Raw genomic sequence first — 14,833 nt, forward strand, 5'->3', positions numbered from 1 at the left:
GGGGCGCGGCCGCGATTTTCGGCCGCTTTTTTCTTCTTCAGTCTTCGGAGAGGGCGAGGCTCATGGGTCTCTCGCCTGCGGCGTCCGCGGGGCCAAGTCCACGCGAATCGATATGGTTTTGGACGATGCGGCGCAGCAAGAGCGGTTTTGGCGTGAGAATGGCGCCGTCGATGCACTCGAGCCGGCCCCAATGGTTGACGGTGTGCAGGCGATCGCCCGGCCAACCGGCGCCGGGCGCGATCCGGCGCTCGAAGGATTGATGAAAGACCTCAGGGTCCAGCTGGTCGATGCGCATGATCGTCAGGCCCTTGCCGTATCCATAGGTGCAATCCTGCACTGGCCGGAAGAGCGCGCCGTTGCGTGCGACGACGGCGCCAGCCGGCCGCGCGAAACGCGAGTCGACCAGCGCCGGATAAAGCGCATGCGGCTTCCATGGTCCGAACAGGCTGCCGGAATAGTGCAGGGCGAGCGTGTCCGAATAGCCGCCGATTCCGTCGCGCACGACGGAGGTCATCCAGTAGCGGTCCTCATGCCTGAAAATCGTGGCGTCGGCGGCTTCGACGCCGTCGAGCAGCCGGGCGACCGGCTCCCATTTCGCGGGGAAGTCGACGCAGCGGTAAAGCGTGGCGGCCTTCGAGGCCGACGCTTCGGGCAGCATGTAGAGCGCGCCCTCATGCGAGATCAGGAAGGGATAGGAGAGATGCCATGGCTCGGCGAGCGCGACGACGGGTTCGCCGAGCGGCCCGTCCGGGCCGAATTCCTGGAAACCGATTGCGCCCTTGTTGGTGCGATAGTCCATGGACTCGAAAAAGACGCCCATTCGGCCGCGCCATTCGATCGGGAAGGGATCGGCGGCGAAGCCCATGGCGCGGTCGGTCAACACGCGCCAGCGCGCGCCCGCCAGCCCGCCGGACTCGAAGACTCCAGGACCGTCGTTGAAACGCCAGCCGACGCGCCAGTGCGGCGAGTGGCAGCACAGATGGTAGATGGCCCTCACACATTGGAAGGCGAGGCCGCGCAGGAAGAAGTCCAGCGGCTTGCGCGCATGTCGATCCTCGCGCGCGATGGGCGTCGCGGCGCTGTCCGGCGCGCCAGCCAGCGCCATTTCAATGAGTAGGATGATCCGAGAGTAGACGGCGTCGAGACCGCTGGTGAGGCCGTGCGCCGTCTCGAGCGAGGGAAGGCCTTCGGTGAGGATGACCCCTCTCCCGGCGTCTTCGACGGCGAGGGCGGGGGCGGCCCCGGCGAGGAGCGCGGCGATGGCGGCCTGATCGGATTCCTGGCCGTCATACAGCGGACGTAGAACACGTGCGCCTTTCGCGGCTTGCAGGCGGCCCGTGAGGTCGACGATCACATCGGCCTGCGCGTCCAGGCTCGACTGCGCGGCCTGAGCGTCGAGCCTTTCGCAGAGCGGCGGGGTCTTGGAACGCAGGAGCAGCCTTTCGAGCGTCAGCAATTGCGTGACGGAAGATGGCTGCGGATCGTCGACGAACTCGAAGCGCAGAAGGATGTCCGCGCCGGGCCACCGCCGCGCCAGGCTGTCGCGCAGCCGCTCGTGCCAGCGCATGTAGCGCGACGACGGCGCGACGATGACGAGGCGCCGGAAATTCATGAAGCGCGCCTGACCATCAGGCGCAGATAGTCGTCGATCATGCCGTCCAGCGGATAGCGCTCGACGAGGCGGCGGCCCACTCTTGTCAGCGACTCGTTCAGCGCGGGGTCGCCCAGCACACGTCGCACCGCGGCCGCGAAACTTTCCGTATCCCTGGCGTCGATGAACAGGGCGCAGGCCGCGCCGTCGACGGCGAGCACTTCGCGCAACACTTCGATGTCGTTCGCCACGACCGGCACGCCCGCCTGCGCCGCCTCGACTGGCGCGAGACCGAAGGATTCGGTGGCGCTCGGGAAAACGAAGCAGTCGAGGGCGGCGAGGAAGACGCCCATTTGCGTGGTTCCCAGTTCGCCGAGGAAATGGACCCGATCCGCGACGCCGAGGGACGTCGCGAGCGTTTCGAGATTTTCGCGTTCCTGCCCCTGTCCGGCGATGGCGAGATGCTGGGCGTCGTTCATCGTCAAAACGCGTATCGCGAGATCGATCTGTTTCAGGGGATGCAGCCGGGCCGCGCAACCAAGTAGTTCGGCGTCCTGCGGCAGGCCCAGTTCGCGGCGGGCGTCGGCTTTGGAGACGCGCGCGGACTTGTCGAAAAAGCCATGGTCGATGCGCGTCATGCGCTTCATATAGGCCGGGGGATACCCGCGATAGGTCGCTTCCATACGGCCGGAATTGACGACAATGTGATCGTAAAGGCCGACCGCGCCCATCAGCTTGTCGACTGCCCCGACGGCGCCCGGAATAAGCTCCGCCGCGGACAGCTGATTGGCGATGACGATCGGCGCGCCCGACAGTTTCGCGACGGGCGCGGCGATGAGGTTTCCATAGTGCTGGAGGGTCATCACCACGTCGGGCGACTCGCGGCGGAACTCCTTGTAAAGCTCGCCGACCATCTTCAGCACCGCCAAAGGCGACGACGGGCGCTCCTTGGCGCAGAAGAAGACATTGCTTTCTCCGTCGAAGCTTTCGGTGCGGCGGTAGAAAAAGATTTGCCGCGTGCGCCAGCCGCGCTTTTCGAATCCTCGCGCGAGCTGGCGCGCGACCTCCTGCGCGCCGGCGTTCTCGGCCTGCGTCTGAACGATGGCGACGGTCTTTTGTTTCGGCGATGTCAACGGATCGACTTTTGAAGCTGTGCGATGGCGCGGTTTTTCGACAAATTGATTTAGCCATGGTCAGGCGGCGCGCGCCAGCAGCGCCGTTCGTCAGGGTTAAGCAGAATATTCGTTTACGAAACGCGACAATCGGCGAAAATTTTTTGATTCATTCCGCTATCTGAATGCGCAGGCGGCGGAGCGCCGCGCGACTGTCGAGGAAACCTAGGCCAATGGATGCGACGCAGCTTTCCCTCATCGAAAGGGCTTTGATCGGCGGCGAATGGGTTGAAGCGGACGGCGGGGCCGTTTTCACTGTGACCGATCCCGCGACAGGCGCGACGCTCGGAACCGTTCCCGATATGGGCGCGGCCGAAACGCGCCGAGCGATCGAGGCGGCGGAGCGTGCGCTGCCGTCGTGGCGCGACCGGCCGGCGAAGGAGCGCGCCCAGATCATGCGGCGCTGGTATGAAATGATGATCGCCGAACAGGAGCGGCTTGCGCGCATCATCACGGCGGAGCAGGGCAAGCCGCTGGCCGAGGCGCGCGCGGAGATCGCCTATGGCGCCTCCTTTGTGGACTGGTTCGCGGAGGAGGGGCGTCGCGTTTATGGCGACGTCGTTCCGGGCGCCATGGATCGGCGTCTTTTCGTCCTGAAACAGGCGATCGGCGTCGCGGCGGCGATCACGCCCTGGAACTTTCCCTCCGCCATGCTCGCGCGCAAGGCGGCGGCGGCGCTCGCCGCCGGCTGCGCGCTCGTGGTCAAACCCGCGGAGCTTACGCCTTTCTCGGCGCTGGCGCTGGCGGACATCGCGCAGCGCGCCGGGGTTCCGGCAGGCGTAGTGAATGTCGTCACCGCGCGCGATCCCGCGCCCGTCGGGCAGGAGCTCACGCGCAATCCGGTCGTGCGCAAGCTTACGTTCACCGGCTCGACGGAAGTCGGCAAAATCCTGATGCGCCAGGCGGCCGAGAACGTTCAGAAGTGCTCGATGGAGCTTGGCGGCAATGCGCCGCTTATCGTCTTCGAGGACGCCGATCTCGATCGCGCGGTGAAAGGCGCCATCGCGACCAAATATCGAAATTGCGGCCAGACCTGCATTTCTGCGAACCGTTTTCTCGTGCAGACGCGCGTCGCCGACGCGTTCGCGCGCAAGCTCGCGGAAGCCGCCGCCGCCTTGAAAGTCGGGGCGGGATCGGATGACGGCGTCGCCATCGGCCCAATGATCGAGGAAGCCGCGGTCGAAAAGGTCGAACGCCATATCGCGGACGCCCTGGCGCATGGCGCGCGCGTGCTTGCCGGGGGCGCCCGCCACAAGCTCGGCGGGTTGTTCTTCGAGCCGACGGTGCTGGCCGATGTGCCGGCGGACGCGCTGATTTTCCGGGAGGAAACCTTTGGCCCCGTGGCGCCCGTCATCTCCTTCGATACTGAGGAAGAGGCGATCCGCCTCGCCAATGCGACGCCCTATGGGCTCGCGGCCTACTTCTACAGCCGCGACGTCGCCCGGATCTTCCGCGTCGCGGAGAAGCTGGAATTTGGCATGGTGGGCGTCAACGAGAGCATCATTACCTCGGAGGCCGCACCCTTCGGCGGGGTGAAACATTCCGGCCTCGGACGAGAGGGCTCCCGATATGGCATCGAGGATTATCTGGAGCTGAAATATGTCTGCCTGGGCGGCATGTGAGGAGAACTGCGAGGGCGCGCGCCCTCACAAGGCCTTCCGGCAGACCGTGCGGACGACCGAGCCGCGAACGCCATAACCTTCGTCGGTTTCCACCACGACCTCATGGCAGTTTTGGACGCTCGCCACGGCGATCTCCCGCGTTTCGGCTTCGGCATTGTCTTCGACCGGGATGATGAAAGGCCTGACGGTGGACACGCTCGCGGCGACGGCCGGGACGGCGGCGACCGTCTTGTGGAAGACGACCTTGGCGGCGGCGAAGCTCACATTGGCGGCGAGGACGGCGAGCGCGATCTTCACGGCGAGTGCGGCGCGCACGGGGCGCGAAGCGAATTTGCGAGCGGTGGCGGCGCGGACGGCGGCGATGCGGTTCATGATCAGGATCCCTTCTTCGTTGGCGTTCGTCTTGCGAACGAGAAGAGGTTTAAAATCCGCCGCCGCTCGGAGCGGTGCGCTGGCGCACACGGCGGGCCGCACCAAGCGGTTTCCGCCGGGAACGCTTTGAAACCGCCGGTTTTTTGGCTATTGATTGGTTCGACGGACGTGCGCGGGGCGTGACCTTGCGTCATGATCGCCCGCGCAGTCGTCGCGAAACAAGAGACCGGAAGGCTCGAAGGGAGGCGAAGGTGATCAGACAATTGAAGATGCTCGCGCTCGGCGCGGCGCTGACGCTGTTGGGGACGTCCGGGGGTGCGCTCGCGCAAGACGAGAACCACCTTTCCGAGGCGATCGCCCATACGCGCGAGGCGGTCGTCGCCGGCCGCGAGGGCAAGCCGAGCGAACTCGTCCGGCACGCGACGGAGGCGCTGCATCACGCGGAAGCTGCGCAGCGCGAACGGCCGAACCCCTATGTGAAGGCCGGCGTCAACCGGCTCAAGGAAGCGATCAAGTTCGGCAAAAAGAAGCGCCGCGCCGCGACCACCATCGCCGACCGGGCGCTCCAGGAACTGGAGCGGGCGCCGCAGTGACCTGCGCGGAGCGGCGCATGGCCGTCGCTCCCAGCTCCCCAAAGAAAACGCCCGCCGGTGCTTCCGGCGGGCGACCATCTCATCCATTTTGCAGCGATCAGACGTCGAAGCCGCCGTCGCCGCCATCGTCAAACCCGCCTCCATCGTCGAAGCCGGGATCGGTGCTGTAATCGGCGTCCTGCATGTCGGCCGCGTTGTCGTAACCCTGATCGCCGTAGCCGGCCGAGTCGTAACCGCCTGGCCCGTCGCCGTAGTAATTGTTGATCACAGTTGTCTCGCTCGCGGGCGCGAAGCCCGAGCCGATGCCGAGATTGCCCATTCCGCCGTAGCCCGCGCCATGCGAGAACAGGTTGCGGATGCCGTCGGCTAGGAGCACGCCGCCCGCGACGCCCGCGGCCGTGCCGAGCGCGCCCTTCAGAAATCCTCCCCCGGCGTCAGCCTGCGGAGGGGCGTAACCCTGTTGCGGGGCGAAGCCGGGCTGCCCGCCCCACGGCCCGCCCTGCGGCTGCCCATAACCGGGCGGCGGCGGGCGGCGCGGCGGCGGAGCCTGGCGCTGGCCGCCGAAAAGCCCACCGAGAAAACCGCCCGCGGGTTTCGACTGCAGTTGCTTCACCTGCGCTTCGAGCTCCTCGATGCGGGCGTTGGCGCCCTGCAAAGCCTGATCCTGCACAATGACCGTCTGCGCCAAGAGATAAGGCGCGGCGGGCTGTTGCTTGATCTGCTCGTTGATGAAAGCTTCCGCCTCCTGGTCGCGCGGACCGTTGGCGGCGCTCTTCGTGCGCTCGAACAGCCCGACGAGCAGTTGACGTTCTTCCGGTGACATCAGTCTCTCCCCATAGGAACCGGCCCGAAAAGGCGCGGCGACTAAAGATATGGGGAAGGCTCGAATGGCGCCAAGGGCGGCCACGCGCGCGGCGGGGTTAAAGTTTTGAAAGCTGCCGTTAAGGTCGGCGGGTTTCCAGTCATGACGTCCGGAGCTCTCGCCGGGACAAGCAAAATCGTTGCGTCAATCGCCCGAACGCGACGGCATTCGAGAACTAAGTATAATTGGCTACAGGGAATTAGCGTCCCTTCTGTGACGGCGCTCACTCCCCCGCGAGCGCCATGTCGTCGCGGTGGATGATCTCGTCCGGCCCCTTGAATCCCAGCAGCGCCTCGATGTCCCTCGTCGAACGGCCGGCGATCTTGGCCGCGTCCACCGCGTCATAGGTGACCAGCCCGCGGCCGATCTCGCCGCCCTGATGGTTGCGGATCACGATGCAGTCGCCGCGGGCGAAGGCGCCTTCGATGCGGGTGACGCCGGCGGGCAGCAGGCTCTTGCCGGCGGCGAGCGCTTTCGCCGCGCCTTCGTCGATATGCACCGCGCCCTTGGGCTCCAGCGAGCCGGCGATCCATTTCTTGCGCGCCGTCACCGGGTTCGAGGGCGTCAGGAACCAGGTGCAGCGCGCGCCGTTGCGGATGCGCGCGATCGGCGCTTCCTCGCGCCCGTCCGCGATGACCATATGCGCGCCGCCGGTCGTGGCGATCTTCGCCGCCTCGATCTTGGTGCGCATTCCGCCGCGCGAATATTGCGAGGCCGCGCCGCCCGCCATGGCCTCGATCTCCGCCGTGACGCGCGGCACGACAGGGAGGTGCCGCGCGGTCGGGTCGGTGGCGGGCGGGGCGGTGTAGAGCCCGTCGACGTCGGAGAGCAGCACCAGCAGGTCGGCGCTCGCCATGGTCGCGACGCGGGCGGCGAGCCGGTCGTTGTCGCCATAGCGGATTTCAGCGGTCGCCACCGTGTCGTTCTCGTTGATGACCGGCACCGCGCGCAGCGACAGGAGACGGGTGACGCACTCGCGCGCATAGAGATAGCGGCGGCGCTCTTCCGTATCCCCGAAAGTGACGAGGATTTGGCCTGCGACGAGCCCGCGCTCGTGCAACGCCTCCGCCCAGAGCCGGGCGAGCGCGATCTGTCCGACCGCCGCGGCGGCCTGGCTGTCCTCGAGCGGCAGGGCGCCATGCGGCAATCCGAGCACGCTGCGGCCCAGCGCAACGGAGCCGGAGGAAACGACGAGAACGTCCGCGCCGCCGCGGTGCAGGGTCGCGATGTCGTCGGCAAGCCGCGTCAGCCAGCGCTGTTTCGCCGCCGCGGCCACGGGGTCGACGAGAAGGGACGAGCCCACCTTGACGACGATGCGGCGAAAAGAGTCGATGTCGGGGGCGCGCTTGGTCATGCGGGCGAGGGGGCGAGAGCTCTGATTCTTCGGGAACGCGGGGAGAGTTAGCCCAAGCGGGCGGGCGAGGGCAAATGAGCGCCTCAGCCCCCGCTCTGCCAGCGATGGATCGCCTCGGTCGGGTAGATGAAGTTCAGCAGGTTGAGCGTGAGATTGTCCCGGATGGCGAGCGCGAGGCCGATCTCCATCGCCGCCGCCAATCCGACCACGGCCCATACCGGCAGCCGCCAGGCGAGGACGAAGCCAATCGACATCATGAAGACGTCCGAGACCGAATTGATGACGCTGTCGCCCGTATAGCCTTGCGCCAGCGCCTGCTGGCGGTAGAGTTGGACGAAGAAGGACGAGTTTTCGAGAATTTCCCATAGAGCTTCGACGCCGATCGCCAGCAACAGCCGCTGCGACGCCGGCGCGCGCGGCGCTGCGAGCCAGGTCAGCAGATAGAAGATGAACCCGTGAACGACATGGGTGAGGCTGTACCAGTCGGCCATATGCTGTGAGGTTCCCGGCGAGAGAACGTCGCCTTCCCACAGCTTCACATAGCCGCAGCCGCAGATCGCCGGCTGTCCGAAAAAGAAAAGCGCCGCGACCTGCGCGCCGAGCGTCAATCCGGCGAGAAAAAGAAAGCGTCTTAACTGGGCGTTCGCCATCGCTCGCCGGCCTTGTGGCGTTCTGGTTCAATAGCTTTACAGTATTCGGTAAGGTTTTGCGTTTTTCTGAAGGTCCGCGCGCGATGCGCGCGACGGGATCCCCGATTGCAAGAGGAGAAAGGCATGAAGAACGTCGCCATTCGCGCGGCTGTGGCGCTCGCGCTCGCCGGTCTCGCCACGGGCGCAACGGCCGCCGGAGATCCGACCGGCACATGGCTGCGCGACAACGGGCGCGCTCAGGTGCGCATCGCGCCCTGCGGCGCTGCGCTCTGCGGCGTTATCGCTTGGCTGAAAGACCCCTCCAGCCCCGGCAAAGTGGGCCAGCGGGTCTTCTACGGCATGGTTCCGGACGGCAATGGCGGATGGGCCGGTCACGCCTTCAATCCGGAGGACGGCAAAACCTATTCGGGAACCATGACGTTGTCGGGAAACCATCTCACGACCGCCGGTTGTGTGCTGGGCGGGCTCATCTGCAAGTCGGTGAGCTGGTCACGGGTGAAATAGCGGGAAGCCCCGATCCGGTTCGGCGACTGCTTTTTGCGCGGCGGGCGCCCGCCCCAAGCCTGTCGGCGACAAGGGTGAACAGGAAGCGGCGGAGAGTTGGCGCGATGGCAGGAGTGGAGGGGCTCGAACCCCCAACCCCCGGTTTTGGAGACCGGTGCTCTACCAGTTGAGCTACACTCCTGCAGCGCCGAGGCGCGCGCCTTCATGCCGCAACAGCGCCGCCGACGCAAGCCTGTTTCGCGCCTGCGATCAGGAATTCCCGCTGGCGAGCACGGTGACCGCGCGGCGGTTCTGGGACCAGCAGGAAATATCGTCGCAAACCGCGACCGGACGCTCCTTCCCGAAGCTCACCGTGCGGATGCGCGAGGCGGCGACGCCGCGCGAGACGAGATAGTTTTTCGTCACTTCCGCGCGGCGGGCGCCGAGCGCGAAATTATATTCGCGGGTGCCGCGCTCGTCGGCGTGGCCCTCGACCGTGAAGCTGTAGCGGCCGTAGCGGTTGAGCCATTCAGCCTGCCTGTCGAGGGTGGCCTGGGCGGTCGAAGTCAACTCCGTCGAGTCGGTCTCGAAGAAGATGCGGTCGCCGACGTTCTGCGCGAAATCGGCGGCGCTGCCGGGACTCGCGACGCCGCTGCGCGCGATGCCGCCGCGTCCGCCGGCGCCGCCGCCAGCGAGGTCGCCGGCTTCGTCGGTCGCATTTTTCGCGCAGGCCGCCATGGCCAGCGCCGCCGTCGCCGCAAAGGCGAACTTGGCGCAGCGGGCGCTTCCAGAAATCAGCATGGAACAACTCCTGTTACGACTGGCGACTGCGAGAGAGTCGTAGTCTGGCAGGGTTAAGCGAAGGTTCCGTCAACCTTTATCGAAGGTGTGTCGAACCTGACGCATTCGAGTGAATTCGCTCCTTCATTAATAAGGGGTTAAATGGTTAACGAATAATGAACGGCCGGGCTCATGGCTGGTAAAGCTGGCCGTCCGGGCCCTTCCAGCCGCCCCCGAGTTCCGCGAAGCGCAGGTCTTCGTCGAACGTCCGCACGCCGTTGGGCTCGATATATTGCCGCTGGTCGGGGACCGGCCGGGTCGGACGGATGAGCGAGAAATAGGAGTCGTCGGTGCAATCGGCGGCTCGGCGCGCGGCGTCCGGCGCGCAGTCCAGATTGGCGCCCTCCGGGAATTTGACGGTCGCCTTGAAGAAAATCTCATAGCCGCGCATCTCCCCCGCGATCATGTCGAAATCGGCGGTGCGGGTCGTCTCGTAGGAGAGCAGGGCGAAGGGCGCATGATAACGCTGCTGGAGGAGATGGTTGACGACCTCTCGCGCGTGCTCGTCCGTCGGACGGCAGGCGATGAAACAGGCGGAAGCGGAGCTGGCTGTCAGTGCGAAAATGGCGCCTAGCGCGACGGCATGGTTTCTTGGCATTGTCCCATTCCTTGAACGTCCGTCCGGCGCGCCGCCGCTCGCGCGCCGCGACTTATGTGAAACAAGGGTAGTCAAGCTGGCAAATTGCCGCAACCGCTTGCCGGCGCGCCGCGCGGAACTATCATAAGCAGTCGGTTTGGACCTGGAGGATGTCATGAACGAAGGGATCGCGCCGTTTCTGTCGCCGCTGACGCTCATCATCGGCGGCGGCCTGTTTGTCATCGGCGTCCTGTCCTTTTTCGATCTCCATTTTCTGAAGTCCAGAACGCAGGAGAAGGTCGCGCTGATACTCGGCCTGGTCTTCATCCTCGCCACCGAGGCCATGTTCGTGACGAGCGGCGCCAGCGGCCGCTATTTCGAGGGGCAGAAGATCGACGTCACCGACTGCGAATTTCAGGTGGAGCGCGATTTTCCGCTCGAGCGTCGGGACAATCCGAAGCTGATCGAGGAAAAGATCAAGTCCTGTATGGACACGCTCGGCTACGACTGGACCGAGGATCATGAGCATTGCCAGGAGGCGCGGCTCTCGACCAACGTTTTCTGTTACATGCCGCGCGACAAGATGCAGCGCAGCATCGTCGCTTTCCAGATGCGCTTCGAATAGTCAGAACAGCGAGCCCTGATCGGTTCCGGGGGTCTTGCGCGCCTTGCGCCGCGCGGGGGCCGGAGAGGAAGCGGCCGTCTCGACGGCGCCGGCCCGCGCGAAGACGCGACCGTCGGCGAATTCGATGCTGAGCGCCGCGCCCGGCGGCGCCTGCGCGACGCCTCGGACCAGCGCGTCGTTCTCGTCGCGCACGAGCGCAAAGCCGCGTTCGAGCACTTTCCTGTGGCTCAGCGACTCCTGTAGGCGGGCGAGGCGCGCGAGGCTTTCCTTTTTTCGCGCGAGGAGCGCCGCCGCAGCGTGCTCGAGCCGTGTCGCAGCGCTTTCGATGCGCCGGGCGTTCGCCTGATTTTGCTGCCGCGCCAGGACGAGACGGGCGGCGAGGGCCTGGGTCAGCCGCGCGTCGAGCCCCTTCAGCTTCTCCCGCGCCCGCGCGAGTTCGGCCTGAGGCGAATGGCCGGCGAGGAGATGCGCCATTTTCGAGAGGCGAAGCCGGCGCGCGTCCTGCGACGCGCGGATCGCGGCGCGAAGACGTTCGCAGGCGCGATCGAACCGCTGGCGCGGAATTTGGAACAGTTGTTCCGGCGCCGGCAACAGCCGGGACAGGGTCGAAAGCTGACTGCGCCGCTGCTCCATCGCGCGGGTCTTCGCCGCCGAAAGCCGCCGCGCGCGCGCCGCCAGATGCTCGATGAGCTCCGCGCGAACGGGCACGGCCTTTTCTGCGGCGCCCGTCGGCGTCGGCGCGCGTAAATCCGCGGCGAAGTCGATCAGCGTCGTATCCGTCTCATGGCCAATGGCGGAAATGAGCGGAATGTCGCTCGCTGCGGCCGCGCGGACGACGATCTCCTCGTTGAAGCTCCACAAATCCTCCAGCGAGCCGCCGCCGCGCGCCACGATGAGCACATCCGGGCGCGGGATCCGGCCGCCGGGGCGCAGCGCGTTGAAGCCTGTGATCGCGGCGGCGACTTCCTCCGCCGAGGTCTCGCCCTGCACGCGCACCGGCCACACCAGCACATGGCGGGGAAAGCGGTCGTTGAGACGATGCAATATGTCCCGAATGACGGCCCCGGTCGGCGAGGTGACGACGCCGACGACCTTCGGCAGAAAGGGGAGGGGCCGTTTGCGGGCGTCGTCGAAAAGCCCTTCGGCGGCGAGTTTTTTGCGCCGCTCGTCGAGAAGCGCCATGAGCGCGCCGACGCCCGCCGGCTCTAGCGATTCGATGACGATCTGATAGGAGGACTTGCCGGGAAAGGTGGTGATGCGCCCGGTCGCGACGACCTCCAGTCCTTCCTGCGGCCGGGTGCGCAGGCGAAGGAACGTTCCTTTCCAGATCACCGCGTCGAGACGGGCGCCTTGGTCCTTCAGCGAGAAATACGCATGGCCGGAGGCGTGCGGGCCCCTGTAGTTCGAAATCTCGCCGCGCACGCGCACGCGCCCGAAACGGTCCTCGACCGTGCGCTTGAGCGCATTGGCCAGTTCCGTGACGCTGAGTTCGGGCGCGTTGCTTCCCTGCGTTACGGGCGCTTCGTCGTCGGCGCGTTCCATGCCGTCGATATGGCGGATTCGCGCGCCCTTCGCGAGAACAAAACGAAACGGCGCGGGGAGACCCCGCGCCGTCGATCTTCCGCCGAAGGCGAATTCAGTATTTGCGGACCAGCGGCCCCGGGGGCGGGGGCGGGGGCGGCGGCGGGACCAGCGTCGGGATGATGTAGCGGAAGCCGATGCGAATATCGTTCGAGGCGACGTTGAACGAGTGGCGTTCCCCGAAGCAGGGCAGCGAATTGCAGCTGATCGGATTGCTGGTGATCTTGCCCATGTCGAGGTAGCGATAGGCGACTTCGAGCCGCAGGTTCGGCGTGACCGCATATCCCAGGCCGCCCATCACCGCCCAGGCGAAGTTCGTCGGGCTCGTGTCGGCTGCGAAGCCGTAGCCGCCGTTCGCGACGCCGAAGCCATAGTCGGTGAAGCCGGAGAAGTTGTGGAACGCCGCGCCGATGCCGCCGCCGACGAAGGGCGTCAGGCCGTACCAGGTGCCAAGATCGAAATAGGCGTTGGCCAGAAACAGGGCGGTGCCGAGATTCGCATTGTATTGAGCGAAACCGAAACAGGCCGATCCGCATCCCGGGAAGGAGAAATGGTTCGTCGCGCGGTAGGACGACTGGATCCGGTATTCGCCGGTGAGATCGAAGCGGAACCAGTTGTTGAACTGATAGCCGACGCCCGCGCCGGCGAAGGCCGTATCGGTCAAGGCCCTGTAGGTGTTCCAGACTGGACCGCCGGGAATAGCGATGTTGCCGGCGTTGTCGATGCCCGGCCGCAGCGAATAGCTCCAGTCGGAAATTTGGGTCGCGCCGACGCCCACGTCGCCGCGCAGATACCAGCCTCCGAAATCGACCGGCGGAGGCGGCTCGACCGGCGGCGGAGGCGGCAGAAGATCAGCCGCCCGTGCGCCGGCGGTTGCGCCGGCGACAACTGCGGCCGCTAAAAGGAGGGCGAGTGAACGGCCCATGATTACTTTCCCCTTTTGCGTAAAGAGGGCCGCGGAGCGGTCCCGTGGCGCTTAGCCAATGGGAGTAAACATGGCCGATAAGATTTAAAGCGAGGTTAACCTTACCGCTTAACCAGAATTCGCTCCAAGCTGTTGGAGTTTTTAAACTTTATCGCTCCATCTGGGCTGGTTGCGCGCCGGGGCCGAAACAAGTTTTTTCGACCCCGTCACCGTCGCCGATCAGGCCGCTTCGGCCGAATCTTTCAGCGCGTTGCAGACTTGCGCGACAAGCGTTTCGACGAGGTCGCGGTCGTCTCCCTCGCCCATCACCCGAATCACCGGCTCCGTTCCCGACGGGCGCACGATGAGCCTGCCCGCATTGCCCAGGCGTTCGCGGGCGGAGTCGATGGCGAGGACGACCGCATCCTTTTCGAGCGCGCGTTTCTGGGCGCGCACGTTCTTGAGCACCTGCGGCAGCGGCTCGAAACAATGGCAGACCTCGCTGACGCGGCGATCCTTCCGCTTGACCTCCGCGAGCACCTGCATCGCCGTGACGAGGCCGTCGCCCGTCGTCGAATAATCCGAAAGGATCACATGGCCAGACTGCTCGCCGCCCACATTGTAGCCGCCCTGACGCATGCGCTCGATCACATAGCGGTCGCCGACGGCGGTGCGTTCGAGGGTCAGGCCCATGCCGGCGAGATGGCGCTCCAGTCCGAGGTTCGACATGATCGTCGCGACCACCCCCGGCTTCGCCAGCAGGCCCTGTTCGCGCCAGCTCGCCGCAACCACGGCCATCACCTGATCGCCGTCGATGACGGCGCCGGTTTCATCGACCATGATGACCCGGTCCGCGTCGCCGTCGAGGGCGATGCCGACGTCGGCGCGAAACTCGCGCACCTTCTCGCGCAAGGCCTGCGGGGCGGTGGAGCCGACGTCGCGATTGATGTTGAAGCCGTCCGGCTCGACGCCGATGGCGATGACTTCCGCGCCAAGCTCCCACAAAGCCTCGGGCGCGACCTTGTAGGCGGCGCCGTTCGCGCAGTCGATCACGACGCGCAGTCCCTCGAAACTGAGCTGGCGGGGCAGGGTGTGCTTGGCGTATTCGATGTAGCGCGCGCGCACGTCGTCGATGCGGCGGGCGCGGCCGAGCTGCGTCGGTCCCGCGAGCTTGCGCTCGAGATCGCTGTCGAGCAGCTTCTCGATCTCATGCTCGATCTCGTCCGACAGCTTGTGGCCGTCGGGGCCGAAGAGCTTGATGCCGTTGTCCTCGAAGGCGTTGTGCGAGGCCGAGATCATCACGCCGACGTCGGCGCGCATGGAGCGCGTCAGCATGGCGACCGCGGGCGTGGGCATGGGCCCGAGCAGCAGCGGGTCCATGCCCACGGATGTGAAGCCGGCGACGAGCGCATATTCGATCATGTAGCCGGACAGACGCGTATCCTTGCCGATGACCACGCGGTGGCGGCCTTCGCCCCGCTGGAAGATGAGGCCGGCCGCCTGGCCGACTTTCATCGCAAGTTCCGGCGTGATCTTGACGTTGGCGAGGCCGCGAATGCCGTCGGTGCCGAAATATTTACGGGCCATATCGTGTCCCTCTCGTCGGA

Annotated in this window: 15 protein-coding genes and 1 tRNA gene; 4 read left to right on the plus strand and 12 right to left on the minus strand. The window is 66.0% G+C overall.

Going from position 1 to position 14,833, the window contains the following annotated elements:
* Positions 1 to 37: 37 nt before the first annotated feature.
* Both ACV959_RS07455 and ACV959_RS07460 read right to left on the minus strand, forming a co-directional pair.
* Positions 38 to 1,612 carry a glucosamine inositolphosphorylceramide transferase family protein gene (locus tag ACV959_RS07455; protein ID WP_475739243.1) on the minus strand — a complete coding sequence of 525 codons (1,575 nt, stop codon included), beginning with the start codon at positions 1,610 to 1,612 and terminating at the stop codon, positions 38 to 40.
* A complete protein-coding gene (locus ACV959_RS07460) occupies positions 1,609 to 2,724 on the minus strand; it encodes a glycosyltransferase family 4 protein (protein ID WP_475739244.1) in 1,116 nt (371 codons plus the stop codon). The genes ACV959_RS07455 and ACV959_RS07460 overlap by 4 nt, the downstream gene beginning before the upstream one ends.
* 212 nt (positions 2,725 to 2,936) lie before the next feature.
* Between ACV959_RS07460 and ACV959_RS07465 the strand changes: the two genes are divergently transcribed.
* Entirely contained in the window at positions 2,937 to 4,385 is a 1,449-nt protein-coding gene (locus ACV959_RS07465) for an NAD-dependent succinate-semialdehyde dehydrogenase (protein ID WP_475739616.1), read from the plus strand.
* Between the two features lie 24 nt (positions 4,386 to 4,409).
* On the opposite strand, the gene ACV959_RS07470 is transcribed toward ACV959_RS07465, so the two are convergent.
* Positions 4,410 to 4,757, minus strand: a complete 348-nt coding sequence (locus ACV959_RS07470) for a hypothetical protein (RefSeq protein ID WP_475739245.1) — start codon at positions 4,755 to 4,757, stop codon at positions 4,410 to 4,412.
* A 251-nt stretch (positions 4,758 to 5,008) separates the two neighbouring features.
* Here ACV959_RS07470 and smbP point away from each other — a divergent pair, with 251 nt between their 5' ends.
* Positions 5,009 to 5,350 (plus strand): small metal-binding protein SmbP, encoded by a 342-nt coding sequence (gene smbP / locus ACV959_RS07475; protein WP_475739246.1) that lies wholly within the window; start codon positions 5,009 to 5,011, stop codon positions 5,348 to 5,350.
* A 97-nt stretch (positions 5,351 to 5,447) separates the two neighbouring features.
* Here smbP and ACV959_RS07480 read toward each other — a convergent pair whose 3' ends face one another.
* The 3 genes from ACV959_RS07480 to ACV959_RS07490 form a co-directional block, all read right to left on the minus strand.
* A complete protein-coding gene (locus ACV959_RS07480; protein WP_475739247.1) occupies positions 5,448 to 6,173 on the minus strand; it encodes a DUF2076 domain-containing protein in 726 nt (241 codons plus the stop codon).
* Positions 6,174 to 6,435: 262 nt separating this feature from the next.
* Positions 6,436 to 7,566, minus strand: coding sequence for a glutamate 5-kinase (proB, locus tag ACV959_RS07485; protein ID WP_475739248.1), 1,131 nt, complete (start codon positions 7,564 to 7,566; stop codon positions 6,436 to 6,438).
* A gap of 83 nt (positions 7,567 to 7,649) precedes the next feature.
* Positions 7,650 to 8,216: a DUF2585 family protein gene (locus ACV959_RS07490; RefSeq protein ID WP_475739249.1), complete on the minus strand. Its 567-nt coding sequence runs from the start codon at positions 8,214 to 8,216 to the stop codon at positions 7,650 to 7,652.
* A gap of 123 nt (positions 8,217 to 8,339) precedes the next feature.
* Between ACV959_RS07490 and ACV959_RS07495 the strand changes: the two genes are divergently transcribed.
* Positions 8,340 to 8,720 carry a DUF2147 domain-containing protein gene (locus ACV959_RS07495; protein WP_475739250.1) on the plus strand — a complete coding sequence of 127 codons (381 nt, stop codon included), beginning with the start codon at positions 8,340 to 8,342 and terminating at the stop codon, positions 8,718 to 8,720.
* Positions 8,721 to 8,825: 105 nt separating this feature from the next.
* Here ACV959_RS07495 and ACV959_RS07500 read toward each other — a convergent pair.
* From ACV959_RS07500 to ACV959_RS07510, 3 genes are all read right to left on the minus strand, one after another.
* Positions 8,826 to 8,901, minus strand: a tRNA-Trp gene (locus ACV959_RS07500).
* A gap of 68 nt (positions 8,902 to 8,969) precedes the next feature.
* Complete coding sequence (gene pal / locus ACV959_RS07505; protein ID WP_475739251.1) at positions 8,970 to 9,500, minus strand: peptidoglycan-associated lipoprotein Pal; 531 nt, start codon at positions 9,498 to 9,500, stop codon at positions 8,970 to 8,972.
* Between the two features lie 169 nt (positions 9,501 to 9,669).
* Positions 9,670 to 10,137: a hypothetical protein gene (locus tag ACV959_RS07510; RefSeq protein WP_475739252.1), complete on the minus strand. Its 468-nt coding sequence runs from the start codon at positions 10,135 to 10,137 to the stop codon at positions 9,670 to 9,672.
* A gap of 154 nt (positions 10,138 to 10,291) precedes the next feature.
* Here ACV959_RS07510 and ACV959_RS07515 point away from each other — a divergent pair, with 154 nt between their 5' ends.
* On the plus strand, positions 10,292 to 10,741 hold the full coding sequence (locus ACV959_RS07515; RefSeq protein WP_475739253.1) for a hypothetical protein: 450 nt from the start codon (positions 10,292 to 10,294) through the stop codon (positions 10,739 to 10,741).
* On the opposite strand, the gene xseA is transcribed toward ACV959_RS07515, so the two are convergent.
* The 3 genes from xseA to glmM form a co-directional block, all read right to left on the minus strand.
* The gene (gene xseA / locus ACV959_RS07520; protein WP_475739254.1) at positions 10,742 to 12,283 is read right to left on the minus strand and encodes an exodeoxyribonuclease VII large subunit; all 1,542 of its coding nucleotides are present in this window, start codon (positions 12,281 to 12,283) and stop codon (positions 10,742 to 10,744) included.
* 94 nt (positions 12,284 to 12,377) lie between these two features.
* Entirely contained in the window at positions 12,378 to 13,247 is an 870-nt protein-coding gene (locus ACV959_RS07525; RefSeq protein ID WP_475739255.1) for an outer membrane protein, read from the minus strand.
* A 219-nt stretch (positions 13,248 to 13,466) separates the two neighbouring features.
* A complete protein-coding gene (gene glmM, locus ACV959_RS07530; RefSeq protein ID WP_475739256.1) occupies positions 13,467 to 14,813 on the minus strand; it encodes a phosphoglucosamine mutase in 1,347 nt (448 codons plus the stop codon).
* Positions 14,814 to 14,833 lie beyond the last annotated feature (20 nt).

The organism is Methylocystis sp. Se48, assembly GCF_056269425.1.

Excerpts from the sequence above, each read along its gene's own strand:
- ACV959_RS07490 (WP_475739249.1), bottom strand. The coding sequence starts at position 8,216 with ATGGCGAACGCCCAGTTAAGACGCTTTCTTTTTCTCGCCGGATTGACG.
- ACV959_RS07495 (WP_475739250.1), top strand. The coding sequence starts at position 8,340 with ATGAAGAACGTCGCCATTCGCGCGGCTGTGGCGCTCGCGCTCGCCGGT.
- xseA (WP_475739254.1), bottom strand. The coding sequence starts at position 12,283 with ATGGAACGCGCCGACGACGAAGCGCCCGTAACGCAGGGAAGCAACGCG.
- ACV959_RS07480 (WP_475739247.1), bottom strand. The coding sequence starts at position 6,173 with ATGTCACCGGAAGAACGTCAACTGCTCGTCGGGCTGTTCGAGCGCACG.
- ACV959_RS07525 (WP_475739255.1), bottom strand. The coding sequence starts at position 13,247 with ATGGGCCGTTCACTCGCCCTCCTTTTAGCGGCCGCAGTTGTCGCCGGC.
- ACV959_RS07510 (WP_475739252.1), bottom strand. The coding sequence starts at position 10,137 with ATGCCAAGAAACCATGCCGTCGCGCTAGGCGCCATTTTCGCACTGACA.
- pal (WP_475739251.1), bottom strand. The coding sequence starts at position 9,500 with ATGCTGATTTCTGGAAGCGCCCGCTGCGCCAAGTTCGCCTTTGCGGCG.
- ACV959_RS07515 (WP_475739253.1), top strand. The coding sequence starts at position 10,292 with ATGAACGAAGGGATCGCGCCGTTTCTGTCGCCGCTGACGCTCATCATC.
- proB (WP_475739248.1), bottom strand. The coding sequence starts at position 7,566 with ATGACCAAGCGCGCCCCCGACATCGACTCTTTTCGCCGCATCGTCGTC.
- ACV959_RS07470 (WP_475739245.1), bottom strand. The coding sequence starts at position 4,757 with ATGAACCGCATCGCCGCCGTCCGCGCCGCCACCGCTCGCAAATTCGCT.
- ACV959_RS07455 (WP_475739243.1), bottom strand. The coding sequence starts at position 1,612 with ATGAATTTCCGGCGCCTCGTCATCGTCGCGCCGTCGTCGCGCTACATG.
- ACV959_RS07465 (WP_475739616.1), top strand. The coding sequence starts at position 2,937 with ATGGATGCGACGCAGCTTTCCCTCATCGAAAGGGCTTTGATCGGCGGC.
- glmM (WP_475739256.1), bottom strand. The coding sequence starts at position 14,813 with ATGGCCCGTAAATATTTCGGCACCGACGGCATTCGCGGCCTCGCCAAC.